The 25,428-nt window shown below is 43.6% G+C and carries 21 protein-coding genes; 9 read left to right on the forward strand and 12 right to left on the reverse strand.

The features are described 5' to 3' along the window. Positions 1–71: 71 nt before the first annotated feature. From AB4329_RS20860 to AB4329_RS20870, 3 genes are read right to left on the reverse strand one after another with little or no spacing between them, the layout of a single operon-like run. On the reverse strand, positions 72–3,131 hold the full coding sequence (locus tag AB4329_RS20860) for an efflux RND transporter permease subunit (RefSeq protein ID WP_372139209.1): 3,060 nt from the start codon (positions 3,129–3,131) through the stop codon (positions 72–74). After that, a complete protein-coding gene (locus AB4329_RS20865) occupies positions 3,128–4,183 on the reverse strand; it encodes an efflux RND transporter periplasmic adaptor subunit (protein ID WP_017065790.1) in 1,056 nt (351 codons plus the stop codon). The genes AB4329_RS20860 and AB4329_RS20865 overlap by 4 nt, the downstream gene beginning before the upstream one ends. After that, on the reverse strand, positions 4,183–5,271 hold the full coding sequence (locus tag AB4329_RS20870) for an efflux RND transporter periplasmic adaptor subunit (RefSeq protein ID WP_136978567.1): 1,089 nt from the start codon (positions 5,269–5,271) through the stop codon (positions 4,183–4,185). The genes AB4329_RS20865 and AB4329_RS20870 overlap by 1 nt, the downstream gene beginning before the upstream one ends. Before the next feature lie 150 nt (positions 5,272–5,421). Between AB4329_RS20870 and AB4329_RS20875 the strand changes: the two genes are divergently transcribed. After that, a complete protein-coding gene (locus tag AB4329_RS20875; protein WP_017064637.1) occupies positions 5,422–6,165 on the forward strand; it encodes a TetR/AcrR family transcriptional regulator in 744 nt (247 codons plus the stop codon). A 115-nt stretch (positions 6,166–6,280) separates the two neighbouring features. On the opposite strand, the gene AB4329_RS20880 is transcribed toward AB4329_RS20875, so the two are convergent. From AB4329_RS20880 to AB4329_RS20890, 3 genes are all read right to left on the reverse strand, one after another. Then, positions 6,281–7,552 carry a DEAD/DEAH box helicase gene (locus tag AB4329_RS20880; RefSeq protein ID WP_102319709.1) on the reverse strand — a complete coding sequence of 424 codons (1,272 nt, stop codon included), beginning with the start codon at positions 7,550–7,552 and terminating at the stop codon, positions 6,281–6,283. A gap of 57 nt (positions 7,553–7,609) precedes the next feature. Then, on the reverse strand, positions 7,610–8,221 hold the full coding sequence (locus AB4329_RS20885; protein WP_017059830.1) for an ACP phosphodiesterase: 612 nt from the start codon (positions 8,219–8,221) through the stop codon (positions 7,610–7,612). 205 nt (positions 8,222–8,426) lie between these two features. Continuing rightward, positions 8,427–8,555 carry a hypothetical protein gene (locus AB4329_RS20890; RefSeq protein ID WP_017059831.1) on the reverse strand — a complete coding sequence of 43 codons (129 nt, stop codon included), beginning with the start codon at positions 8,553–8,555 and terminating at the stop codon, positions 8,427–8,429. A gap of 446 nt (positions 8,556–9,001) precedes the next feature. Between AB4329_RS20890 and AB4329_RS20895 the strand changes: the two genes are divergently transcribed. Then, complete coding sequence (locus AB4329_RS20895; RefSeq protein WP_017059832.1) at positions 9,002–10,225, forward strand: aromatic amino acid transport family protein; 1,224 nt, start codon at positions 9,002–9,004, stop codon at positions 10,223–10,225. Positions 10,226–10,373: 148 nt separating this feature from the next. After that, the gene (locus AB4329_RS20900) at positions 10,374–11,798 is read left to right on the forward strand and encodes a methyl-accepting chemotaxis protein (RefSeq protein ID WP_017064641.1); all 1,425 of its coding nucleotides are present in this window, start codon (positions 10,374–10,376) and stop codon (positions 11,796–11,798) included. Between the two features lie 408 nt (positions 11,799–12,206). Here AB4329_RS20900 and AB4329_RS20905 read toward each other — a convergent pair whose 3' ends face one another. The 3 genes from AB4329_RS20905 to AB4329_RS20915 all read right to left on the reverse strand — a co-directional run bounded on the left by AB4329_RS20905 (position 12,207) and on the right by AB4329_RS20915 (position 15,599). Next, positions 12,207–12,932: an HAD-IA family hydrolase gene (locus tag AB4329_RS20905; RefSeq protein ID WP_017059834.1), complete on the reverse strand. Its 726-nt coding sequence runs from the start codon at positions 12,930–12,932 to the stop codon at positions 12,207–12,209. Positions 12,933–13,235: 303 nt separating this feature from the next. After that, the gene (locus tag AB4329_RS20910; protein WP_372139210.1) at positions 13,236–15,044 is read right to left on the reverse strand and encodes an HD domain-containing phosphohydrolase; all 1,809 of its coding nucleotides are present in this window, start codon (positions 15,042–15,044) and stop codon (positions 13,236–13,238) included. 60 nt (positions 15,045–15,104) lie between these two features. Continuing rightward, the gene (locus AB4329_RS20915; RefSeq protein WP_017064644.1) at positions 15,105–15,599 is read right to left on the reverse strand and encodes a hypothetical protein; all 495 of its coding nucleotides are present in this window, start codon (positions 15,597–15,599) and stop codon (positions 15,105–15,107) included. A gap of 248 nt (positions 15,600–15,847) precedes the next feature. Between AB4329_RS20915 and AB4329_RS20920 the strand changes: the two genes are divergently transcribed. From AB4329_RS20920 to AB4329_RS20935, 4 genes are all read left to right on the forward strand, one after another. Further along, positions 15,848–16,327 carry a CreA family protein gene (locus tag AB4329_RS20920; RefSeq protein ID WP_017064645.1) on the forward strand — a complete coding sequence of 160 codons (480 nt, stop codon included), beginning with the start codon at positions 15,848–15,850 and terminating at the stop codon, positions 16,325–16,327. Positions 16,328–16,456: 129 nt separating this feature from the next. Continuing rightward, positions 16,457–17,761, forward strand: a complete 1,305-nt coding sequence (locus tag AB4329_RS20925) for an inosine/guanosine kinase (RefSeq protein ID WP_372072898.1) — start codon at positions 16,457–16,459, stop codon at positions 17,759–17,761. Positions 17,762–18,055: 294 nt separating this feature from the next. Then, on the forward strand, positions 18,056–19,804 hold the full coding sequence (locus AB4329_RS20930) for a formate--tetrahydrofolate ligase (protein WP_372139211.1): 1,749 nt from the start codon (positions 18,056–18,058) through the stop codon (positions 19,802–19,804). Between the two features lie 207 nt (positions 19,805–20,011). Then, a complete protein-coding gene (locus tag AB4329_RS20935; protein ID WP_372139212.1) occupies positions 20,012–21,916 on the forward strand; it encodes a diguanylate cyclase in 1,905 nt (634 codons plus the stop codon). 63 nt (positions 21,917–21,979) lie between these two features. Here the strand turns inward: AB4329_RS20935 and AB4329_RS20940 are convergent, their stop codons facing one another. Next, positions 21,980–22,585 (reverse strand): beta-phosphoglucomutase family hydrolase, encoded by a 606-nt coding sequence (locus AB4329_RS20940; RefSeq protein WP_017069882.1) that lies wholly within the window; start codon positions 22,583–22,585, stop codon positions 21,980–21,982. A gap of 87 nt (positions 22,586–22,672) precedes the next feature. Between AB4329_RS20940 and arfB the strand changes: the two genes are divergently transcribed. Beyond that, on the forward strand, positions 22,673–23,083 hold the full coding sequence (gene arfB, locus AB4329_RS20945; protein WP_017059842.1) for an alternative ribosome rescue aminoacyl-tRNA hydrolase ArfB: 411 nt from the start codon (positions 22,673–22,675) through the stop codon (positions 23,081–23,083). Between the two features lie 93 nt (positions 23,084–23,176). Here arfB and AB4329_RS20950 read toward each other — a convergent pair whose 3' ends face one another. Beyond that, positions 23,177–23,494 (reverse strand): helix-turn-helix transcriptional regulator, encoded by a 318-nt coding sequence (locus AB4329_RS20950; protein WP_017059843.1) that lies wholly within the window; start codon positions 23,492–23,494, stop codon positions 23,177–23,179. A gap of 200 nt (positions 23,495–23,694) precedes the next feature. Between AB4329_RS20950 and AB4329_RS20955 the strand changes: the two genes are divergently transcribed. Next, on the forward strand, positions 23,695–24,021 hold the full coding sequence (locus tag AB4329_RS20955; RefSeq protein WP_029236416.1) for a hypothetical protein: 327 nt from the start codon (positions 23,695–23,697) through the stop codon (positions 24,019–24,021). Between the two features lie 100 nt (positions 24,022–24,121). Here the strand turns inward: AB4329_RS20955 and AB4329_RS20960 are convergent, their stop codons facing one another. Then, positions 24,122–25,183, reverse strand: coding sequence for a trypsin-like serine protease (locus AB4329_RS20960; protein ID WP_017072173.1), 1,062 nt, complete (start codon positions 25,181–25,183; stop codon positions 24,122–24,124). Positions 25,184–25,428 lie beyond the last annotated feature (245 nt).

A 25,428-nucleotide genomic window follows, 5' to 3' on the forward strand; every position in this document is an offset into this window, starting at 1 on the left:
CGCGATGAACCATAAAAAACCCAGTCAAATTTGACTGGGCTGGCTTAAAAGAATCTGTTTTATATCATTCCCTAATAACCCGCAGTGGACGGTTTGATTCTATATAAAATAGCGAACATCACCGGTACTACTATTAGCGTTAGTACGGTAGCAAAGCCTAAGCCTGCCATGATGGTAATCGCCATCGAGCCGAAAAATGCATCGAATACCAAAGGAATCATACCCAAGATAGTCGTTAATGCTGCCATAGATACCGGTCGTACACGACTAATCGCACTGTCGACAACCGCTAAATATGGGTCTTTACCTGTTGATAGCTCACTGTTGATTTGGTCAAGCAGTACAATGCCGTTCTTCAAAATCATGCCGCTTAGACTCAATAAGCCAAGGAACGCTGTGAAGCTGAATGGCATATTGGTACCTAACAGACCAATTGAAACACCAATGATAGAGAGTGGAACCGTAAACCAAATCACAAGCGGCTTACGAACCGAGTTAAACAGAAGCATCGTGATGATAAACATCAGCAAGTAACCCATTGGCAGTGAGCCAAACAGAGATTCCTGCGCATCTTTTGAGCTTTCGTACTCACCGCCCCAGCTAATGCTGTAGCCTTCTGGTAAATCTAATGCTTCTACCTTTGGTTTCACACGAGCAAACAGACTCGCTGGCGTTTCATCACCAAGAACATCGTGATCAGCCAATACCGTTAGCGTACGTTTTCTGTCACGACGCTGAATCAGTGGCTCAGACCATTGAAGCTCTACGCCATCAATCACTTGCTCAACTGGGATGTAAGTTTGTAGTGATGGGCTCCAAATCTTCACATTGTTCAGTGATTCAAAGTCAAAACGCTCTTCTTCAGGCAGGCGTGCCACGATAGGTAACATATGCGTACCATCACGCAGTAAGCCGATGTTATAACCACCAAACGCCATCTGTAGTGTCTCAGACAGATCCGCCTTTGAAATGCCAAGGCGACGTGCCTTTGATTCGTTAAACAGTGGCACGAGCTCTTTGGTGCGTTCACGCCAATCATGGCGCACATTTCGAGAGCCAGGATCGGCAAGTAAGATATCTTCGACTTCAACCGCAATATTACGCAGTACTTGTGGATCGGCGCCGATAATACGCGCTTCAATTTTTGAAGCTGGTGACGGGCCAAACTCAATCAACTTGAATTGGAACGTCGGTTGTTCAAATTCGTTTGCTAAGTCTTTGTCTAGCGCCGCTAGAGCCTTAAACATAGTGTCGCGGTCAGTGGTTCTTACTTGTAACTGGGCGTACGCTTCGTAGCTTTTCTCTGGTTGGTAAGTCAGTGCGAAACGTTGCATGCCCTGCCCAACCGTTGTCGTTACAAACTCCACGTCGTCTTGCTGGCGAATGTAGCTTTCAACTTTTTCTGTCTGCTTGATCGTTTCACGAACATCGGTGCCTTCTGGCATCCACATGTCTACGTAAAACATTGGGGTATTTGACGGCGGGAAGAACTGCTGCTTCACCATACCAAAACCGACGACAGAAACTGCTAATAGAGCGACCATACTAACTACAGTAAGCCATCTAAATCGAAGTGCTACTTTTAGACACGCACCGAATACCACAAACAGGATGCCTTTGTATGGGTCTTCGTTCTCATCAACCTTGTCTTCTTCTTTAAGCAACATCTCGGCAAGGAATGGCGTTAGTGTTAGTGCAGTTACCCAACTCAAAAACAGTGAGAAACACAGTACCCAAAACAGTGAACCCATGAATTCGCCTGTCGCATCCTTCGACAAACCAATCGGTGCAAACGCTGTGATAGCGATAATGGTCGCACCTAACAGTGGCCATTGTGTTTGCTTGACGATGTCTTTCGCTGCTTGAAGCTTGGTTTTGCCTTTCTTCAAGCCCACCAAAATACCTTCAACGACAACAATCGCATTATCCACCAGCATACCCAGCGCGATGATCAGTGCCCCCAGAGAGATGCGGTGCAGTTCAACATCGTTGTAATCCATCAGGATGAAGGTACCGAATACCGTCAATAGAAGAACCAAACCGATGATCAAACCACTGCGTAAGCCCATTGCGAACAACAATACAATGATAACGATGGCTACCGCTTCAACTAGGCTGATTAAGAAGTCAGCCACAGATTTGTCTACTTCTTGCGCTTGGTTGTAGAAGTAATTCAGTTCTACACCCGCTGGCTTAATGCTTTCTAGGCGATCCAGTTCCGCATCCAGTGCTTTACCAATCTCAACCACGTTTACACCAGAAGAGAACGCAATACCCAAGTTGATTGCTGGTTTACCGTTGTACGTTAATACATTGCCCGGCTTTTCTTGAATACCACGAGTTACTTCAGCGACATCTTTCAAGCGAATCAGGTTACCTGTATCGCGACCATGAATGATCAGGTTTTCTAGTTCTTCAACCGTGCTTAAGGTGCCGTTTGGCTTGATCGTAAGGCTTTGACCATTCAGCATCACCTCGCCTGCCGATACCACACTGTTTTGCTGTGCTAGCAGTGACGTAACCGTCGACATATCTAGGTTCAATGCGGCTAAGCGTTCCAGTGACATCTCAACAAACAGTTGTTCTTGTTGGTCACCTGCAATGCTTACTTTACCGACACCGTCGACCAGTTCGATTTCACGCGTTAGGTAATCTGCGTACTGTTTGAGCTCAACGTAATCGTAACCATCACCGGTCAGCATGATCATCACACCAAACACATCACCAAAATCATCGATGATCTGAACGGAATTTACACCACTTGGCAGTGTTGGTTGTAGATCGTTGATCTTACGGCGCATTTCATCCCAGATCTGAGGCAGCTCGTCTGGACCGTAGTCCATCTTCATACTGACCATAATTTGGGACATACCGTTCGATGATGTCGAGGTAATCTTGTCGATGTACGGAAGCTGTCTTATCTCTTTTTCTAGTGGGTAAGTCAGCTCTTCTTCAACTTCCATTGACGTAGCGCCAGGGTAAGTTGAAATAATCATTGCATCTTTAATGGTAAAAGCTGGGTCTTCTAAACGGGATAGATTACCAAAAGACGTCACACCGCCAATGGCCAAAATGACTAGAAACAGCCAGCTGATTACTTTGTTCTTTATTGAATATTCTGCGATGTTCATTCTGCTTTTCCTGACAATTGGATTCCGTCACGGAGTTTTCTTAAATTCGAATTTACGAGTAGCTCACCTTGCTCAACACCATGAGCGATGAGTGCGCCTTGGCCACTGATCTTGTCGACTTCTACTTCGCTTTTGAATGCTTGTCCGTCTTCCATTTTCCACACATAGAACTGATTCGCTTCAGAGCCCGCTTCTAGCGTTGTCATTGGTAATTGGTAGCCTTGAACATCGCTCAGGCCCGCTTTCGCCATATCTACATTGACCGTAACGCTCGTGCCTGGCAGGATTTCACTTTCAGGCTGCTGCATCTGCATCCAAAATTCGTAGGTACGGGATTGTGGGTGCAGTTCACTGGTGTGTTCTAGATACGTCAGTGGATATTGGCCTGTGTGACCGCCAAAGGTCGCCTCAGGACGATAGCTATTTGAACGCATGTCTGGGCTAATTGACGCCAAGATCGAATCTGATACTTGAATTCGCACATACACCTTGTCGTTCTGGTACACACTCAGTAGTGTTTCTCCAGGCGTCGTATTTTCGAATCGTTGCTTATCGACAGTTGAAACTGTTCCTGAGAACGGCGCTAAAAGTTCTGTGTAACTCAGCTTGCGTTTCGCCGCCGCCAAATTCGCCGATGCGAGCTTATAGTTAGCCGTCAGTTGGTCGTGTTCTGATTGCGATAACATTTCGCTGCCAAACATCTCCGTTCCACGGGCCAACTGTTTGCTTGCCAGTTTGAATTGAGATTGAGCATCAGTCAGATCTTGGACGTACGTTGCGTTATCTAAGGTGGCTAATAACTGCCCTTTTTCGACATTGTCGCCCGCTTCTACTAATACTTGTTGAATCTCGCCTGCTAGCTTAAATGCCAAGGGAGTCAATTCAGCTGGCATCACCTGTCCATTAAAACTTCTGAACTGATTAGTAAGCGGTGCGCCAACTTCAAAGGTAGAAACCAACAAAGGTGGTTGTTCACGGTGTACAGCTTCATTGTTACAGGCTTGAAGTAACAGAACCGACGCGACAACAACTGATAATTTTGAAAGGTTCATTAAATACCGCCCTCACGAAGCCAAGCTTTTACTTGTTGTCCGTCTGATAACACATCCACACCCGCTTCAACGATAAGGTCACCAGACGACAATCCGTCGATAACCTTGCCTTGCTCATCAAGAAGGACTTGTACTTTAGAAATCAGTTGAGAGTCAGGGTTATAACGCCATAGTTCACCATGGTCTACGTCTTTGTTTAACCAAGCTGAATCCACAATACCAATGCCGTAGTCAGATTTACTTTTCTGAACTTCAACTTGCGCTGTCATACCAGAAAGTAGATTGATGCCTTCTGGCTTTTCGATAGACACAACCGCTTGGTAGCTGTTGGTATCTTCATCTGGTTGCGTTGAGATTTCTTTAAAGCGAGTCGGGATACGAATGCCGCGGTGGCTGTCCATCACAACCCACATGTTTGAGCTCGTTAGGTCTTGAATAGAACGGTCTTCAAGCTTTGATACTGGAATTGAAAACGTCACATCCATTTCACTGTGATTCAAAATATTCAGTACAGGCTGCTTTTCTGCGATCAATTGATATTGCTTTCCAAACACCATCGATACCACGCCATCGAATGGAGCAACTAAGGTAGTGTAGCCAAGGTTTGTTTTTGCTTGGTCCAACTCAACTTCAGCGGCAGTAAAGGTGTTTACGGCTTGGTCGTAGTAATCGGTACTGACCAGTTTTTTCGCATACAACTCAGAAGCTTGTTTGTATTGGCTGTTCGCCAGATCAAATTTAGCTTGGGCTGCGTCAACGGCAATACGGTAATCCGTCGCGTCTAATACGGCTAACACCTGACCTTTCTTCACTTCTTGTCCCATACGAACATCGAAGGTTTCTATATCTCCACCCACTTGGAAAGAAAGTGCCGCACGGTCGGTCGCATCAACCTTTGCAATGAAGCTATCGAGATCAATATCAGTCTGTTGTGGGATTTCGAACAGCTTGACTGGCTTGATTACCTGCACATTTTCCTCTGACTGAACTTTGTCACATCCAGTTAGAGAGCCTGCGAGCAATAGTGCTGCAATAACAGCTCCCATGCGCTTGCTCGATATGGCATTGATCGACAAATTGAACTGCATGATGCCTCTCCGTTTAATTATTATGATTTATTACACAGGTGGGCAGTATATTTAATATTAAATAATTCTCAAGATTTACTTTCCACTTGTGCAGTATTTTTTATTTCAGTAAAAACAGTGTAGAATGTTGTAATCAGGTAATTGTGTGAAATGAAGATGACCGAAAAGAAGCAAGGTAGAAGAAGTGCAAAAGACGCCGAAGAGACGCGTTTTTTGATCATGAGCGTTGCCGCAGACATGTTCTGTGACTTTGGCTACGATCGTGTATCACTGCGAAACATCAGTGAAAAGGCAGGCGTCTCGCATAGCCTTATCCGCCACCACTTTGGTAGCAAAGAAAAGATTTGGCATGCAATAAGTGATTGTTTACACGATTATTTTCAGTCTTACATCAGTAAGATTATGGAAGAGCTGCCAAAAGATGTTGCGCCAAATATCGCTATCTACCTGTTTAGCATGCGTCTGTTCACCAACATGATTCACTCACGTAGGCCAATGCAGCTTATTTCAGACTCTGTTCGCCAAGAAGACAACCTAGTTGATTACTTCATCGACAATGTCGGCGATGTTGAAAAAGAGATTAACGGGCTTGCCGCTGAGTACAATGCAGCTAACCCAGACAAAATGATCAACATTTACGAAGTTAAATGGCAAATGATCATGTACGCAAACGGCGCTGTATGCCTCACTCCCTTTATGGAAAGCACTTGGAATGAAGGTGATATGGTCACCTCACCCGAAGACGCCCTACTTAAGCATTGGCAGCTTTTCAACACGCAGATGGTCAGCAAGTTCAATATTGATGAAGAGTGGGCTCTAAATCCAACCTCGATTGAAGAGCTGATTTATGAAGTGCCATGTGAATGGAAGTGTAACCAGGAACATAAAGCTTAATCGGGTTCATACCCATGATGAGCTTATAAGATACAAAAACGCGCCGTTACAGAAGTCACTGTAACGGCGCGTTTTTATATGTATAGATCTTTAAACTGGAGCTTTGTACAGCTTATTAGCGACGTGCTTTACCGCGGTTTTGGTGAATCTTAAGCTTCGCTTTCATCTTACGTTTTTCTGATGAACGGCTTTTGCTGCGACCACCACGATCGGGCGCTAGATCTTTTTCAAGGCTTGGTTCAAAGCCCTCTAGCCACTCTTGAGGCAAGCGAGTATCAAGTAATCGCTCAATATCACCCAATAGGTAAGCTTCATCCTGACTCATCAAAGAGATCGCTAAGCCGCTGTTACCCGCACGGCCAGTACGTCCGATGCGGTGAACATAATCTTCTGCTTTAAATGGCATGTCATAGTTCACAACTTGTTCTAGCTGCTGAATATCAATACCACGAGCTGCCACGTCGGTTGCGATCAACGCACGAACTCTGCCTGACTTGAAATCGTCTAGGGCTTTTTGACGCGCACCTTGGCTCTTATCGCCATTGATTGATGCCGCTTTAATGCCGTCTAACTTAAGCTCTTTAACGAGAGCATCAGTGCCCTGCTTAGTCTTTGTGAACACCAACACTTGTTGCCAGTTTTTTGAACCAATCAAATACGCTAATAGCTCACTTTTACGCGACTTATCTACCGGGTAAACCATCTGTGTTACGGTTTCAGCGGTGCTGTTTTTTGGCGTAACTTGGATTTCACTTGGCTTCTGCATCATACGGTGTGCAATCGCTTTGATTTTGTTATCAAACGTTGCAGAGAAGAACAGAGTTTGACGCACTTCGTTCATGCGAGAAAGAATACGCTTGATGTCAGGCATGAAGCCCATATCTAACATACGGTCAGCTTCATCCAGTACCAGTACTTCCGTTTGGCTCAACATGATGTTTCTAGTGAACATGTGATCAATAAGACGACCAGGCGTCGCGACAAGAATATCTGCGCCACCGCGTAAGTTATCAGTTTGCACCTTCATGCTAACGCCGCCGTAAGCCACCACGACTTTAATGTCGGTGCCCTTTGCGTAGCTAGTTAAGTTATCGAAAACCTGTTGTGCCAATTCACGAGTTGGCACTAATACAAGCGCACGAACGAGCTTAGGGTTCGGAATAACGTTGTCTTTTGTCTCGATTAATCTTTGAATAATCGGTAAACCAAACGCAGCCGTTTTACCTGTACCCGTTTGAGCACCAGCCAGTACATCTTTGCCTTCTAATACCAATGGAATTGCTTGTTCTTGAACACTGGTAGGAGCCGTAAAATTAAGCTCAGACAACGTGGCAAGAAGATGCTCAGATAATCCTAGTTGGTTAAAAGATTTTGTAGATTCAGACATAGTATGATGCTCAAAGATTAAATAGGCGCGGATTGTAGCAAACCTGCATTACGCTGTTTACCTTTCCTTTTGATTTTTCTTCATTTGAAGCGCATTAAACTGCTTAGCTTCCTCTAAAACGTTGGGATAAAGCTCATTAAAGTGACACTGCAACGTATCATAGTGACGTTCGAGGTCATCGTAACATGCCTCGAGCATACCGAGCTTAGGCCTTCTCAACGCCATTCGCTGCAACACCACCTCTATAGATGACATGTCTTGATAGCTCTCTAACCATCTATGCTCAGCCATTTTCTGATGAACCATAACGAAATTTTCAGGCCAGTGTGGCTCTTGATGTTCAAAGATCTGCTCATGGCTATCTAAACAAAAACGCTCTAATGTCTGCTGTGAAAACTGATCCCAATGATTGGCTAAGCAGTGATCCCAAAATACATCGAGTGCGATAGGCGCAAAGCGTCGTGTTTGGTCTGAGAAAAGTGATTTTGCAGAACGAGATACATCATGACGATCAGTATAGCTATCAACAAATCGATGAAGCCTAATACCGTCAGAAAGGGAATCAGAATAGTGTTTATTAGGGTCGCCTTTAACAAAATCACCTAACAGGTTACCTGCTAAGTTGCTGTTACAGTGCTTGGCGATGTGAAGGTGTGCGAGAAAGTTCATTGAACCTCATTAAAGTATCGAGAACTAAGTAACATGGTAAACGTACTCGTTTATCTTCGCGAACTTTAATGAGGATAGTTTTGGTATGACGTGTGAGCGAATACGATTTGCTCAGTTTAGAATTGTTTGCTTTGAGAAGCTTTAGCTAAGAAAACTTTTAGCTTTAAAACGTTTCAGTTGAAACTGAATTAAAGATCTTAAAAGCTTAGTTCGAAGACTTGAAAAGCTCTTCTGCTAACTGTTTCACTGTCTGCTCATAGTCAGACAAATCAATGCCAATTTCCATAGCATCTAACAACTCTAGACTTTCGTCATTATAAGATTGGTCACTCATTGTGCCCCCTCTATTCCTTGATGTGGACATGATGTCCGATTAACTAGTGCACCATCTTGAACTTATATTATGTCACTTTGATGAACGCACTCTACTCTACCCATTCCATATTCATAGCTTAAAGCTACTCGCGATCATTAACGCTTTTTTGCGCTAAAGGGGTATACGCGAACGACATATGTACTGCCACCTTACACCAAGTACAACAAATTACTCTATAAATTTTGAAACCGATCATGGTCAAACGTTTGCTTTGCTCATTTGAATGCTGACACGCCCCTTTGTGTAAATATTAATTTACAGTGGATGTTTTTTATTACAATAAGAATTGCATTTGGAATTAAATTCAATCAGAATACTTCAAAATCGAGATATTCTTTGGGTTTATGCGCTTAAGCTAGAAGAATTACAATGAAAACACACCCTAACGTAAAGAATTATATACAATGAATAAATCAAAGGTTTTTGGTAGTACTTTGATCATTGCAGGCACAACCATTGGTGCTGGCATGCTCGCTCTTCCACTTGCTTCTGCAGGTATTGGCTTTTCAACTTCACTTTTCTTGATGCTGGGTTTATGGGCGTTAATGGCTTTTACTGCGCTATTAATGGTAGAGCTTCACCAATTCGCAGAATCTGACGCTACCCTACACACGTTAGCTCATACCATTTTGGGGACAAAAGGAAAGTGGATTGCGAGCTTCGCGGTGATGTTTCTTTTCTACGCTCTGTGTGCGGCATACATAGCTGGCGGCGGTGCGCAATTTAACCAACGAATTTCGGATATCGCGGGTATCGAACTTAATGCTCAAATCACCACGCTTCTATTTACCCTATTAGTTGCCGGCGTTGTTACGATTGGTACACACAGTGTTGATAAAGTTAACCGCGTTTTGTTTGGCTTAAAGCTTATCGCGATGGTTTTGGTACTCAGCTTCCTAGCGCCAAACATTACCTCTCAATACTTAATGAGCATGCCTTTACAGCAAGGCCTGATTGTTGCGGCTATTCCGGTTGTGTTTACCTCTTTTGGTTTCCACGGCAGCATCCCATCAATTGTTCGATACCTAGATGGTGACGTTCGTTCTTTACGTAAGGTAATGATTATTGGCTCGGCACTGCCTCTGGTTATCTACGTTTTCTGGCAAAGTGTTACTTTGGGCGTGATTAGCCAAGAGCAGTTGTTGTCTGACACAAGCTTGGGCGCGCTATTAGTCTCGCTATCGCAAACGGTTCATCAATCCAACCTAAGCGTGATCGTCGGTGTGTTTGCGGACCTTGCACTGCTGACATCTTTTATTGGTGTGAGCTTGGGCTTATTTGAATTCATGGGCGACTCACTGAGCAAGAAACTAGGTAACGCAAAACGTGTTAAGACAGCTGCTATCACCTTCTTACCGCCACTGGGGTTTGCCTTATTTTACCCACAAGGCTTCATCATGGCTTTAGGCTACGCAGCCATTGCACTTTCAGTGCTCGCGATTCTGTTACCAACAGTGATGGTCTACAAGGTTCGTTACACTGATTTCTCTGTCAAACCACAATCTTCAGAAGCCAGTTACCAAGTGTTAGGCGGTAGCAAAGCGTTGTTTTTAGCAGGTAGCGTTGGCGTATTTATCATTGCGATTCAAGTTCTTATTTCAGTAGGGTTACTGCCTTCTTTAGGCTAATAAACCTATACAGAACTAATTTACTTGATTCAGATCTCATAAATGACATATCACTATCATTAATTTTCACAATTAGTCGATTGAAGTCACATTTTTATTGAGGTCGGTTATTTAGAGTCCACGGTAAAGGATTTACCGTGGAGTTTTTATGAAAGAAGTACAATTTCGAACGATAGACAAACTGTTTATTAAGATGTCGATCAACGACAAGTTTTGGGTCATTTTCTTAATCTTTTTTGCCGCTCTGGCAAGCCTAGCTGGACTGAACTACGTCAACAAAATGGAACACATTGACGTAACTGCAAAACAGCAGGTCGAGTATCAACTGCAAGGCATTTTATCAGCATCAGACTCCCCGGCATCTGTTCGCTCTGTTAGCCAGCAAACTCGCGCTCAACAAACCACTATTTCAAATAATGGTTCTGTGACTGCCACAGCACTCGCACAAGATGGCAACTACTACTCACTTACCGTTTCAACTAACGATATACAGAATCAAAAGCAGCAAGCACTGTACACTTTATTACTGAGCTTCTTGTGGTGTGTGCCTTTTGGTCTTTTCTGTTACTGGGTAGCGACTTTCCTAGGCGGCGCACTTTGGGTTCTTTATTCAACGACTCAAAAGATTGGTGATGGTGACTTAACATCACGCCTTGGCTTCCACCCTGGCCGTGATGAGTTCGGCACGATTGGTTGTGCGCTTGACCGTTCAATGGACACGCTTAGTGAGTTAGTCAACAACGTAAACCACAGTGCAGCAACGCTAAGCGAAACATCGGCTTCTTTCGAAACTGAGATGAAGCGCAGCGAAACACAAATCATGAGCCAAAATGCCTCTCTAGACTCTGTAGCGACAGCAATGGATCAGATGACAGCTTCGGCAAATGAAGTCTCTAACATCTCTGCACGCTCAACTGAACAAACAGAACAAGACGCGCAGCAAATCAACGATAGCCACGCGAAGGTTCAACAGGCAATCTCGGAAATCACCACCCTTTCTTCTTTGATTGAGCAAACCTCATCTTCTGTTACTAGCTTGAATGTGAATACGAGCCAAATTAACGAGGTCATCACGACGATCAATGCTATTTCAGAGCAAACTAACTTACTTGCTTTAAATGCCGCGATTGAAGCCGCTCGTGCGGGCGAGCAAGGCCGAGGTTTCGCTGTTGTTGCTGATGAAGTAAGAACACTGGCAAGCCGCACTCAGTCGGCTACTGTAGAAATCCAAGCGATGATTGAACGCTTACAGCAAGAGAGCCAAAATATCGCGAAGATCACCGAACAGACGGTTGACCAAGCGCAAACCAGTAGCCAGTTGATTTCAAACATTGGTCACGACGTAAACTCGATTGCAGATTCAGCTCAAGCACTAATGGACATGAGTATCCAAATCGCAACATCAGCCGATGAGCAAAGTAACGTTGCCAATACGATTGCAGCAGAGCTTAACGATATTCGAAGCCAATCCGATGTGATTAAAGACGTGGCTCAGAATTCTTCAAATGGCGTATCTAGGCTAACAGAAGCGTCGGTTTCTCTATCTCAGACATTGGCACGCTACCGAACTTAAGGATCAACTGGTGAACTAGCGGCGTGAATTGAAAACAAACTAATGAGGACTCGTAATGGGTCCTTTCTTTTTGGCTTTTGTTTAATAACATTACAAGAACCATGGTCAATAACGATGACATTATCAATTACCATGAAGCAAGTCGCAAAGGAGAGATTAAGAAGTGTCAGAACTGTCTAATATTCGAGCTTAGGAGTAATCTAATTGAACGGGTCTTTTTTCGCTTACCCCCTTGCTGCAGGTGACACATAATGAATAAAACAGAAACACCAAACACCGACGACATTGCATGCCCTTTATGCCAACACGACGAGTATCTGCTTTCAGAAAGTGGAGAAAAGTTTACTTGTGCATCTTGCGGTTTCCACACCAAACAATTTAGTAAGGTAGTCAGCCTTCAACTAAGCTCTACCCCACCAAAGCTGCAGAATTCGATATACCACCATTTGAGCAGTGCTTGCCATTAATCCAAACTGAAATTTCTTCTAAACTGTAGATATCCTGAGCCGCGAGTTCTGCTGAGTCGGCTTCGGGATCTACGATTGCTTCATCAATACTCGGGCGTAATCGAAACGATTGGATACCCGCGCGAACACCAGCCTCAATCCCTTTCAACGTATCATCCACGTAGATGCACTCATTTGGCAGAAAGCCCATGTTCATGGCCGTGTACATGATTAGATCAGGCTCTGGCTTCCAGCTGTTAGCATCAAAAGCTGAGAACACTTTGCCTTTGAAGTCGTCTAGCATGCCTGTCATCGCCAATGAAGATTCAACCCTAGATTTCGGTGCATTGGAAGCAATACAAAACTCGATGTCTTGTTGTTTGAGGAATTCAATAAGTTCGATAGCGCCATCCATCGGTTTTAAATGACGCTGGAACAGTGCTTGTAATTCATTGCGATATAACGGCTCAAGTGTATCAATCGAGATAGATAACCCAAGACGTTCTTGTGTATCCATTAAGATGTCGGCTAGCTTCCCGCCTTGAAAGTGCGCATAGCAGTCGTTGACGTTTAGCTCCGCTCCAAAGCCAGTGAAAACGTTCACCAAAGCTTGGCAGCACAGCTTTTCACTATCGATAAGTGTTCCGTCACAATCGAAAATCACACATTTAGTCTGTTCTAACCGCATAGGTATCTCACTCAGATTGAATCCAAGTTTTATCCTATAGTGTTCTTTCAATGCGCGAGATGATTGAGGTAACAGTTTGCAGATACAGGCTTATTTCTCTTCGCGAAATATGGAGTTGATCACTTTATCGCTCAACATAAGCAACAGTTTTCATTAAATTAACCCAGATTCTACGAAACCAAATACTGCGAGGTTTACATAAGCTACTCAATTTCAGGAGAAAATATAAATCACTACTTCCTAGCCGGATCGTGGTGAATCGATAAAAAAAATGGCTTATAGGCTACTCAGATAGAGCGACAATTAGCTAACAACCGACTCTTCTAAGACCTTAGCTTCAAGCGAAGGTGAAGACGCATATTCTACAGTTCCAGTATCGGGGTACGAATCTCGGATAGCGACAAACTCGGATAAGTGTTTCAGTAGCAATTTAGTTAGCTGAGGATCAAACTGGTAGCCACACTCTCGCTCAAACAAATCGACCACCATATCTAACGGCCACGGTTCTTTGTAGCAACGTGCACTAAGCAGCGCATCAAACACATCGGCTACGGCAGTGATACGAGCAAACAGGTGTATTTCATCACCCACTTTTCCATTCGGGTATCCAGCACCATCCCAACGCTCGTGATGTTCGTTAGCAATGATTGCCGCGAGGTTGGTAATATCACCCGCTCCGCTCTTTAGTAAGTTATAGCCAGCCGTAGTATGAAGCTTCATCACCTCCCACTCTTGGTCGGTTAATTTCCCAGGTTTATCCAAGATTGATTCAGGGACTGAAATCTTACCCACATCGTGCATTGGGCTGATGATCTCAATCATCTCGACCTCGCGATGGCTCAAGCCACGATACTTAGCAAGCAGTGCAGACAACTTGGCTACACGCTTAACGTGATTACCAGTTTCGCCAGAGCGGGTTTCAATTGCCTCTCCGAGAACATGAATCATATCCTTTTGGATATTCAAGGTCTGTTTCTGAAGCTTTAAGATTCGTTTGTTCTTATTCGCCAACTCTTTCTTTTGGCGCAGAGTGACAAATTGCATCAAGATGATCAGGCTCAAACCCGCAATCACCATCGACAGCCCCAATAACAACTGGAAGTTTTTGCGAATAAAGGATGAAGGCTCGTTAATGAAAACCGCTTCGTCAGGTAACGCGTTTCCACTAATCCCGTATCTCTTCATTGCAGGGTAATTGAATACAAAACGTTTGTTGTCTCCGGGAGTTAACGGTGTAGTAAAACCAAGTGGAAGGTATTTATCCAACGCATCGACGGCCTGTTCACCCATGCTTTGTGAGTGATTAACGTAACCACCGAGTACATCACCCGAAATATAGAACTGCCATAAAGCAAACACCGGAGCAGCACTCGCTTTTGACAACGTATCCGCAATCTCTTGGTAAGTGTGATAAACCCCTTGCTTTAACTCGGTGTTGTAATGACTGAGCAATACCGCATCGTCCGCAGAGATCCCTTCCAAAAATTGGCTCGTATGCTCCAGCGACAAGTCGCGAATTTCTACGAGATTGATATTTGAAAATTCAGCCATCATTCTGTTCATTTCTTTATGAATCAATTCAGACGTGACACTGTAATCATTTACAAAATAGAGATTCTTTAGATTAGGTCTTAATTTGGAGATCAGCTTAATATTAACGTCTATCTGATCGTTCTCGTAAAGCACAGTTGCTCTGTCAGACACCGCGTACATGTCGGTGCTGAAATCATTGATGCCGGCTGCAACGACAGGTGTGGAGCGATCAATCAAATTAGGCAGAGATTCAAGAAAATTGGCTGCGTTATCGTCCGTCGCAATTACGCCATCAAATTTATAACCTGCATACTTCGCACGTAAGTAGTTCGCGAGAGAGTCGTAATACTCTGGGCTGTGGACACGCTTTGAATCCAAATACTCTATTGAGAGTTTAACTTCGGTTTGAGACTGGCTGAACGCACTGTCTATCCCTTTTTGGAAGTCAGCAGTCCATTGATAAGAAGGTTCGTATGAGTGTAAAACTAGGATGCGTTTAATATCCCAGTCGTTAGCAAAACTGAGTGAAGAATAAGCGCTAACACATAATACAGCGATTGATATCAATAGCTTGTACATACAATACCCTTTAAATAAGACGGGGTATTGTACTTAGATTAACGCTTTGTCAAAGAATCTTTAGTTCTCGATCCATACTTTATCGCAAGAAGCATGATCTTGTGCCCAAAAATCGTGTAACTGCTTAGCAAAGTTGTTGATACTTTGACCATTTTCAGCAACGACATCCGAGATCAATAGGGAACCATCCGCTTCTGTGACGATAGCGCTCGCCACAACTTCACCGTTTTGAGTACCAATATATAATACATGATCGTCAGAAAGCATAATTTGGCTCAAGAACTCAAGCATGTGTGCCCTTTCGATTTCATCTTGGTAAACGCTTGCTTGGTTGAGTGAAAATAGCACGGTCAATTTATGGAAATCGACTTTATGCAGTTCATCAATTTGGGAAGGAGTTTGATCTTGTGCTAGGAGTTGGTATGTCTTGGATGGAAGTTTGCTTTGATAAAGTTCACGGCCGAGGAGGCTCTCTTTTGCGGGGTAAGCAATATCGAGCTGACTAAATAGCCATTGGTTTTTCTTGTGTGCAATTTCAGGTATTTCGTTATTCATTCTTTTAGTACCTACGGTTAGTATCCCCAAATATCGCAGTTATTTGGAAGACATACGGTCGGCTGAGGTGCCGAGCTACAAGCAGAGAGCATACAGAGCATGACCAAGGCCAACAAGTACTTTAAATGCTTCATATTTTTCATTATCCAACAACATCCTTTAAGAACTTAACGAAAAGCTCTACACTCGTATCCAAGCTTTCAATATCCTTATAGTAAACAGAACTATATAAATAAAAAGGACTTCTTATGAAAAAAGCCTTAATAGCAGCAGGTATCGTGACAATGTTAGCTGGCTGTTCGGACAACGAGGTTGGCGACGTCTCACTGGGTTTCTTCACAATGAAGGATATCAAGATGTCTTCATTAGATGACGATAAGATCGCGGGTGTTACCTGTCATATCGCATCAATCGAAGCAAACCTTAGCCTTTCTGATCCAAGTGATAGCTCTATATCTTGTCGTCAAACAGGTGAAATTACACCAGAAATGATTGCTCAAATAGACAAGAGTAAGTCTGGCGAAGTGGTATTCAAGCAATCGAAAAGTATCTTCTTTAAAACAATGAAGGTTCGTCGTATCTACGATGCAGAGAATCAGTCGCTGCTTTACTTGTCTTACACCACCAAAGAAACAGAAGGTAGCTTCAAACACAGCCTTTCAACTGTTCCACTATGGGGTACAGAGGCTTACGTTGATCCAGCGACGTTAGTACAGCCAACCGAGTAGTTTCAAACATATAGTTAGTTGAATCACCTGTACAGACATTGTGCAGGTGATTCAAAATGCAATAAAAATGAAAGAAACAGAAACAAAATGTGATATCATGCGGCAAAATTTTTTCACTGTATTTTTCATATGAAGTTTCCTGGACAGCGTAAATCTAAGCACTACTTTCCAACTCACGCACGTGATCCGTTGGTCAACCAAATTCAACAAACGCCTAAGCTTCACCGCGCAACGATTGTGGGTGTTGGCCAAACGATTGTTGATATCGAAGCCCGTGTTGACAACGAGTTCCTAGAAAAATACGAGCTGAGTAAAGGTCACTCACTGGTATTGGAAGAAAGTAAAGCAGATGCGCTGTATGAAGAGTTAGTTGAGCGCGGTTTGATCACGCATCAATATCCTGGCGATACTATCGGCAACACACTGCACAACTATTCCGTACTTGCGGACAGCAAATCTGTCCTGCTTGGCGTAATGTCTAAGAAGATTGAAGTTGGCTCATTTGGTTATCGTTACCTTTGCCGCACTTCTTCTCGTATGAATCTAAACCACCTTCAAACTGTTGATGGTCCAATTGGTCGTTGTTACACGCTGATTTCTGAAGATGGCGAACGTACGTTTGCAATCAACGAAGGCCACATGAACCAACTTCTTCCAGAAAGCATTCCTGAAAAAGTCTTCGAGAAAGCTTCTGCATTGGTTGTGTCGTCATACCTAATGCGTGGCAAACCTGAAGACCCGATGCCAAAAGCGGTACAAAAAGCGATTGAATACGCGAAAGCGCACAATGTGCCTGTTGTACTAACACTTGGTACTAAGTATGTGATCGAAGGCAACGCTGAATGGTGGCAAGAATACCTGAAAGAAAACGTAACCATCGTCGCGATGAACGAAGATGAAGGTGAAGCGCTAACGGGTGAAAAAGATCCTCTATTGGCTGCTAACAAGGCACTTGAGTGGGTTGACCTAGTTCTATGTACTGCAGGCCCTATTGGTCTATACATGGCAGGTTACACTGACGAACCAGCGAAACGCGAAACCACACTGCCATTGTTACCGGGTAACATCCCTGAGTTCAATAAATACGAATTCAGCCGTGCGATGCGTAAGCAAGACTGTAAAGGCCCAGTAAAAGTGTACTCTCACATTGGCCCTTACCTAGGTGGCCCACTTGAGATTAAGAATACCAATGGCGCTGGCGATGGTGCACTTTCAGCACTACTTCACGACATGGCAGCAAATAGCTACCACCACGTGAATGTACCAAACTCAGAGAAACACGAGCACACTTGTCTAACTTACTCTTCACTGTCTCAAATTTGTAAGTACGCAAACCGTGTAAGCTACGAAGTGTTGACTCAGCACTCTCCTCGCCTTTCTCGTGCATTACCTGAACGCGAAGATAGCTTAGAAGAAACATACTGGGATCGTTAATCGACCATATTAGGCAGTTACCTCTTAAAGGTTAACGCCAAGTGAGATTACCCATTCCTTGAAGGGCTGCTATATGCAGCCCTTTTTGTATTCAACACCAATATAACGGCAGCTGAAGTTAATCATATCGAATATTTTGCTCGTTTAAGATTTGATCTCGCGCAATGACTCTTTAGATCTGTTATCTTCCAGCACATAATTCGTGTGGTTTGCCTTTACTTGGCAAATTTATACAGTACTATCGCCACGCAAACGTTTACGTACCACCTTTCGGTTCTGATATAAGGATCAAATATGCTGTCTGATATTGATATTTGTCGCTCTACTCCCCTTAAAAACATCAGTGAGGTTGCCAAGCAAGCTGGCCTGCACCACAACGAACATCAGCCATTAGGGCAATTCAAATCTAAAGTGTCTCTCACATCACTTGAACGCCTCGCCAACCAACAAGATGGTAAGTTAGTCGTAATCACGGCGATCACACCGACACCTCTTGGTGAAGGCAAAACCGTCACTACTATCGGATTAGCACAAGGCCTCGCAAAGATTAACCAATCTGTAATGGCCTGCATTCGTCAGCCTTCAATGGGCCCGGTATTTGGTGTAAAAGGCGGCGCAGCGGGCGGTGGTTACTCTCAAGTTGCCCCTATGGAACAATTAAACCTGCATCTCACGGGCGATATTCATGCTGTTACGGCCGCTCACAACCTCGCCTCCGCCGCCATTGATGCACGTTTGTATCATGAACAGCGTGAAGGGTTAGACGCCTTTGAAACGCGCTCAGGCTTAAAAGCACTGAATATCGACCCAAGTAGAATCGTTTGGCGACGTGTACTTGACCATAATGATCGCGCATTACGCATGATCACGGTTGGCAAGAACGAAGCAGACAAAACAATTAACGGCTTTGAGCGAGAAGATGGATTTGATATCTCAGCCGCTTCTGAACTAATGGCCATTCTTGCTCTAGCCAATGACCTTCAAGATTTGAGAAAGCGCATCGGACGAGTGGTACTTGCTTACAACAAACAAGGCTTGCCGCTAACCGCAGATGACTTCAACGTTGCAGGCGCAATGACCGTGACCATGAAGGATTCTATTGAACCAACATTGATGCAAACCCTTGAAGGCGTTCCTACCCTAATTCACGCCGGGCCTTTCGCGAACATCGCACATGGTAACTCTTCAATTATTGCCGATAAAATAGCGTTAAAGCTGAGTGACTTTGTGGTAACTGAAGGTGGTTTCGGCTCAGACATGGGCTTTGAGAAAGCGTGCAACATAAAAGCGAAAGCGTCGAACAAGAAGCCCGATTGCGCTGTGGTTGTCGCAACCTTACGTGGATTAAAGGCTAACTCTGGTTTATACGATTTGAGACCGGGCACTCCGTTACCTGATTCAATCTTTAATGATGACCAAGACGCGCTTGTTGCAGGATTTGAGAACCTAAAATGGCACATCACTAACGTTAAGCAATACCAAGTGCCTACAGTTGTTGCGATTAACCGATTCCCACAAGACTCAGCTCAAGAGCTCGATGCTTTGAAACAGATGATCACCGACTTCGATCCAAGCGTTAGCGTTGAAGTAAGCGAAGCATTTGGTCAAGGTGGCGAAGGGGCAACTCAACTGGCTCACGCCGTGGTAAAAGCTTGCCAAAAACAGAGTGGATTTAAGCCTTTGTATCACTCAGAGCAAAGCCTAGAAGAAAAGCTGATGGCAGTCGCTGAAGTTGGCTATGGCGCAGCAAGTATTACGCTATCTCCACTGGCTAAAAAACAACTGGCCGAATTCAAACTGCATGGCTATAACGACCTATCGGTTTGTTTAGCAAAAACACCATTATCGATCTCGACAGAAGCACACGTAAAAGGTGCACCAATCCAATTTGACGTGCCCGTTAGAGAACTAAAATTGTGTGCTGGTGCTGGTTTTATTTACGCGTTGTGCGGCAATGTGATGACCATGCCAGGCTTGCCTGACAAACCGGCGTTCATGTCGTTAGATATTGATAGTAATGGAAATATCGTAGGCCTAAGCTAGCTGTCCTTAGTTAGATAAGCGGCAATTAATCGCGATTAATTTGGCTAATATTTCGGAACATCGTTCTATATTGAGCAATCAAGCTTAAGTGCAAGAAGTTGCACTTAAATCGTAGTTATATGCGAATCTTGTCTTAACTTCTCGGTCAAGATCACATTAAAAACCCTATAAAATATATAGTATTGCGCTGATTCTTTGAGGATAGTGATGAATACAAGTATAAAAAAACTAGTCAGCCAATTTCTATGTACCATCTTTGCCCTAGGACTAGTCCCTGCCCTCTACATCAATTCTGAACTTGACAGAATTGATGCTCAGCACACTCTAAATATTAAGCAGTCTAGCCAAAATCAAATCGAATACAGCTTTCATGAACTCGCTGTTATTGTTGAGCAAATATCTAACTCTGTTCCTTCAATCGCCGACTCTCAAACACTACTCCGAGCGATTCGAGAACCTTCTATTATCCATAAAGAAACCCTGCAAGATCTTTGGGTGATGTTAGCTCGTGGCCAAAAATACTATTCCCAGCTTCGTTACCTCGATCTAGCTGGCAACGAAGTGTTTCGCGTTAATTATAAAGACAATCAAGCAATCGTGGTTCCAGATAGTGAACTGCAGAACAAGTCTTCGCGTGATTACTATGAGGTACTACAGCAATTAAAGATTGGTGAGATTAGCTCTCGCGGTATTGATCTTGAAGTCGAAAACGGAGAGATCGTTCGCCCTTTGATTCCAGCACTACGCATTATGACGCCAGTCGCTGAAAACAACCGCATTATTGGTTACTTCATCGCAAACCTGAACATGCTTGAGATTTATAAGCGCCTTCACTATCAAATTGGTGCATCTTCTGCTGTTCCTATTATTCTCAACAAAACCGGACACATAATCATGGGGCCGGATCCTACGGAATCTTTCGGACATGTAATTGAATCACGTTCAGAGCAGACTTACGCAAAGTTATACCCTGAGCTTTGGACTGCGATTCAAGACAAGACAACTTCGAGCTATTTCGATGGTGAGAACTGGTATTTTCATTCCGACATCAGCCCTAAAATCAAACAGTTTGAAGGCCCTATTTACATGGTTCTTCACATTGAAAATCAGCAGTTCAGCAGTCAATACCGAGAAGAAAAACAAGCGATCGTCGTTCAGATCATCACCTTGTCTTTCTTGATTTCGATGATCTCCGCTGGCTTCGTATTGTGGAACAGCAACCACAAGAAGAACAGTATCGAGAGCCAACTTGCTAAGGCCGCAATGAATGGCATGTCTGCCTTGGTGATTACCGACAGAAACAACCGAATCATCAAAGTAAACCAAGAGTTCACCCGTGTGAGTGGCTACGAGTTAGAAGACGTAAAAGGCCGCCAACCGTCCATGTTTGCCTCTGGTCGCTACAACGAAGAGTTCTACATCAAGATGTGGAGCATCATCAAAGAGAAAGGCATGTGGGAAGGCGAAGTGGTTAATCGTCGTAAAGACGGGTCTTTGATCACGGAAATATTGCGAATCCAAACCATTAAAGACTCGAAAGACGTGATTCAGTTTTATGTCGCTTCATTTGTGGATATAAGTAAACACAAAGAGCTAGAAAACAAACTGAGAAACCTGAGTGAAAAAGATGCCTTAGCTGGGTGTTGGAACCGCCGTAAATTCGATCTTGAGCTGCGAGATGAGTGCTCTCGTGTTAATCGTTACCCTACTCGCGAACAGTCTTGTTTAGCAATTTTGGACATAGACCACTTCAAACGCATCAACGACAGATTTGGTCACGATTATGGAGATCGCGTCATTCAAACCGTTGCTCAAGTATTACAACGAGAGTGCCGAGAAACTGATTTTGTGGCTCGTATTGGTGGCGAAGAGTTTGGCGTTATTCTGCCTCATACCACAACAGAAGAAGCTGAGTATGTACTTAACAGATTGAGAATCGCAGTCAGTATTGAGCTCGATAACGTGGTGACGGTCAGTGGTGGAATTACCAACCTGACCAACGACCCTGCTCTTAACTACAAGTGCGCCGATTTAGCACTTTATGAAGCCAAAGCAGCAGGTCGAAACAGTGTGTGCCTGTTCCTAGACAGCGAAATGAGCGAAATCGCCTAACAGAAAATCAGTATTGTTCCGCTAGGCTATTAGTTTGGCGGTTTAACAACCCAATCCTTGCAATCAGCTTGGTGCAGGATAGAACTCTAGTTTGTTCCCCTCTACCACTAGAATACAATCCATGTTCGCAGCATGAGCAGCCTGCTTACCTAGGTTCGTATCTTCAAACACAACACACTGCTTTGGCTGCAAACCCATACCAAAACACGCATCTAAGAAAGTATCCGGATTTGGTTTGTGATTCTTAACGTCTGTTGCTGTCACGAGAATATCGAGCTTACTCAAGATCTCTGTCTTATCCAGTAACTGTTCGGCACTTTTACGTTGACTGCCCGTTCCGACTGCAATCTTCTTGTTACCCAGATGCTCTAACAACAGAGAGTGAGTACAAGGGATAACGTCTCCTTTGTCTTCGATAGCCGCAAACGACGCCATTTTAAACGTAGAAACCGCTTGTGGGTCGAGCGATAAACCGTATTTGCTGTTCACCTCACCGGCTATCTTATAACTCGGCATGCCACCTAAGCTATGCAGCCAAGACGCTTCAAAATGAAAGCCAAACTCTTCAGCCGTTCGCTCCCACGCCTTTACATGTGCAGGCATTGTATCGATCAACGTACCGTCCATATCAAAGATTAATCCTTCATATGCCGTTAAATCTATTTTCATCACTACTACCACTCTTAAATAAAGTTACTGATACCATAACCAATATTCAGTATCATGGCGCCATATTACCGTTCAAAATGGATGTTTATGTTACAAATATCTAACTCTGTTTCGATTCAAGACTGGGAACTCCAGTTAACAGCGATCAGAGCACAAGGAGCCGGCGGTCAGAACGTCAATAAAGTATCGAGCGCGATACATTTACGTTTTGATATCAAGCACTCTACCCTACCTGACTTCTATAAAGAAAAGCTCCTCGCACACAAAGATAGCCGCATCACCAAAGACGGTGTGATTATCATTAAAGCGCAACAGTATAGAACTCAGGAACAAAACCGAGATGATGCTTTAGTGCGCTTGAAAGAATTGATCTTGGAAGCGACAAAGGTTCAAAAAGTAAGACGAGCAACTAAGCCGACGCGTGGCTCTCAGAAAAGACGTTTAGAAAGCAAAAAACAAAGAAGCACCACCAAACAGCTGCGTGGAAGAGTGAGCTGATGGCTTCATGCCCTCAGAGAACACATTACCCTAGAAGTATCTGTCAATTTGACTAACGAATCGATCTATTACGCTGTTTATTTGAAAGAAAGACTACTGCTTCTTTTTGACCGACAAAATCAGCTTGATCAACAACAGGCGCTCTTCGCTGGTCAGCAGACGACTGACCGCAGCTACATCTTCCGCTGTTACTTGTGATGCGCCAACAATATCAAGCACCACATCCAAATCCGTCACTTTTAAGGTTCTAGTGATTGAACGATACTGAGACATCTTGATGTCCGCCTCTCCGCGTTCAATCCTTTGATAGGTTTTTAAGCTCATTCCTGCACTCGAGGCTAACTTTTCTTGAGACAAGTTGGCTTGTTTCCTACGCTCAATCAGCGCCAATATTATGGGTTCTTGTGACATAAGCTCATCCTCAAAAGACAGTTATGTCCTAAATTCAGCAAGAAGCAGACCATATTGACTTGTGATGGTTTACATAAGCCATCAAAGGCATATTATTCGCTTGATAAAACCGTTACGTTTCATAAACCTTCACACTGATATCAGTTGTGAACGTACAGGCTAGGTAACTTGAGTATTCAAGTGTTGGGAAATAATAAAAATTGCATATTGCGAATAAGAAAGACGTCAAATTGGAAATTGCGAATCGCTATACATTGGCATTTCCTTGCATTAGTCACGCATTAGAATCAGACAATCCCCGCCCAGAAATTATTGCAATACAACATAAGCTACTCACGTACAAAGAGGTGTTGCTGCACGGGAACATGTTGGAAGGTAAGGAATTAAAGCAAGCTTTTTCTGCATTGAACGAAAATGAAAAAGGTGTGGCTCAAGGTGGGATTAAAAGCATCAATGCTGCGATAAAAGAGATGGATGAGATTCTAGAAAGATACAGCCGTAAAGCGGTTATCGAGCTGAGTAACTAGTTCTACAAGCAACTAACCAACTGCACACCTGCAAAAGTAAAAAATAAAAAGTCGACGCTATCTTTAAATAAAGCGTCGACTTGTTCAAAACATTGAAGATCTAACGTTTAACTGCTTTTCTAACACCAGCAATCAACATCAGCATCCCTAGCAAACCAAATGAAATACCTCCGCCACTGCTACCAGAGCCAGTTGACGCACTTGTCCCAGCAACAGCAACTCGTTTTGCCTCTGTCGCGGTAAACTGGACAGTTTCCGTGCTATCATTTACCCCTTTAGTTACATCCGTAATCCAATCTTTATAATCATATACCTCTGTAAATACAGATGTTACGCCGATGTCATCACCGCAAGTAGTCGGCCCAAAACTCGTTATACCGACCTGTTCATATGTAGAGCCATTTTTCCAAAACACCGGACCACCAGAATCGCCTTGGCATGTACCCCCGTATAAGCCATTATTCGGTCCGTTACCGTTGAAACAAATTTGTTTATCAGTGACTAACGGACCGAAAACAGCTTTACAATTAAGAGTATCAACATATGTCAGGTCAACTTGTTGTAGCAATGTCGTACCATCAACATCAGTCTCGATGTCACCATGGCCAACTGCAACGAAATCATTCGCAGCATTAAGGTATGTATCAAATTGAGGGATAACAGTTTCAGCTGAGGATTGAAGGTTAAGAGAAGCTTCTAACTTTAAAATCGCAATATCATTTCTTAATAGTTGATTGATACTGTTTGAATAATCCGTTCGATAATACACCTCAGATACTCGTACTTTCTGGATGCTACCGTTAGGGAATAGAGAAGTATCTTCCAATTGAGGAACAACTACCGTGAAAAGTTGAGCATTCTCATCACCATAAATACAGTGTGCAGCAGTCAGTACATGATAGTTATCTAAAATTGTTGCACCACAGTAAGGGCCTGTTGAGTAAACACCGTCATAATCAATACGATCAATGAACAAGCTTGCCATCGAAGGAAATTCCGTGACTGAAGCGTCGCTACCATTCACAATATAGGGTGTTACACCCACATCAGGAGTACTTTCGTCCGTGTTTTCCGTTGCCATAACACTTGATGTGTAAATTAATGGCGCTAAAAGCCCTAAAACGGCTTTACGAACCGGACTCATTGTATGGTTTACGTTCATAGTTAACTCCTTGTAACCCCTACTACTTATTTACAAAAATGATGAATCGTCACCATAACACGTCACAATCGTGATTATAGTAAGTATTTGTAACGATATCGCCACATATCTCATTTTATAAACGAATTTTAAGTAACCGTTGTTAGTGGGTAACGTTAAAAGCAATACGTTACCAAAGACATACGCTACCAAAATCAAAAAAGCCTACCGTTAGGCTTCCCAATAAAGAGAAGCAAACAATAGGC

The organism is Vibrio sp. 10N.261.54.A5 (genome assembly GCF_041471145.1).
In the GTDB taxonomy this organism is placed as follows: Bacteria; Pseudomonadota; Gammaproteobacteria; order Enterobacterales; family Vibrionaceae; genus Vibrio; species Vibrio crassostreae_C.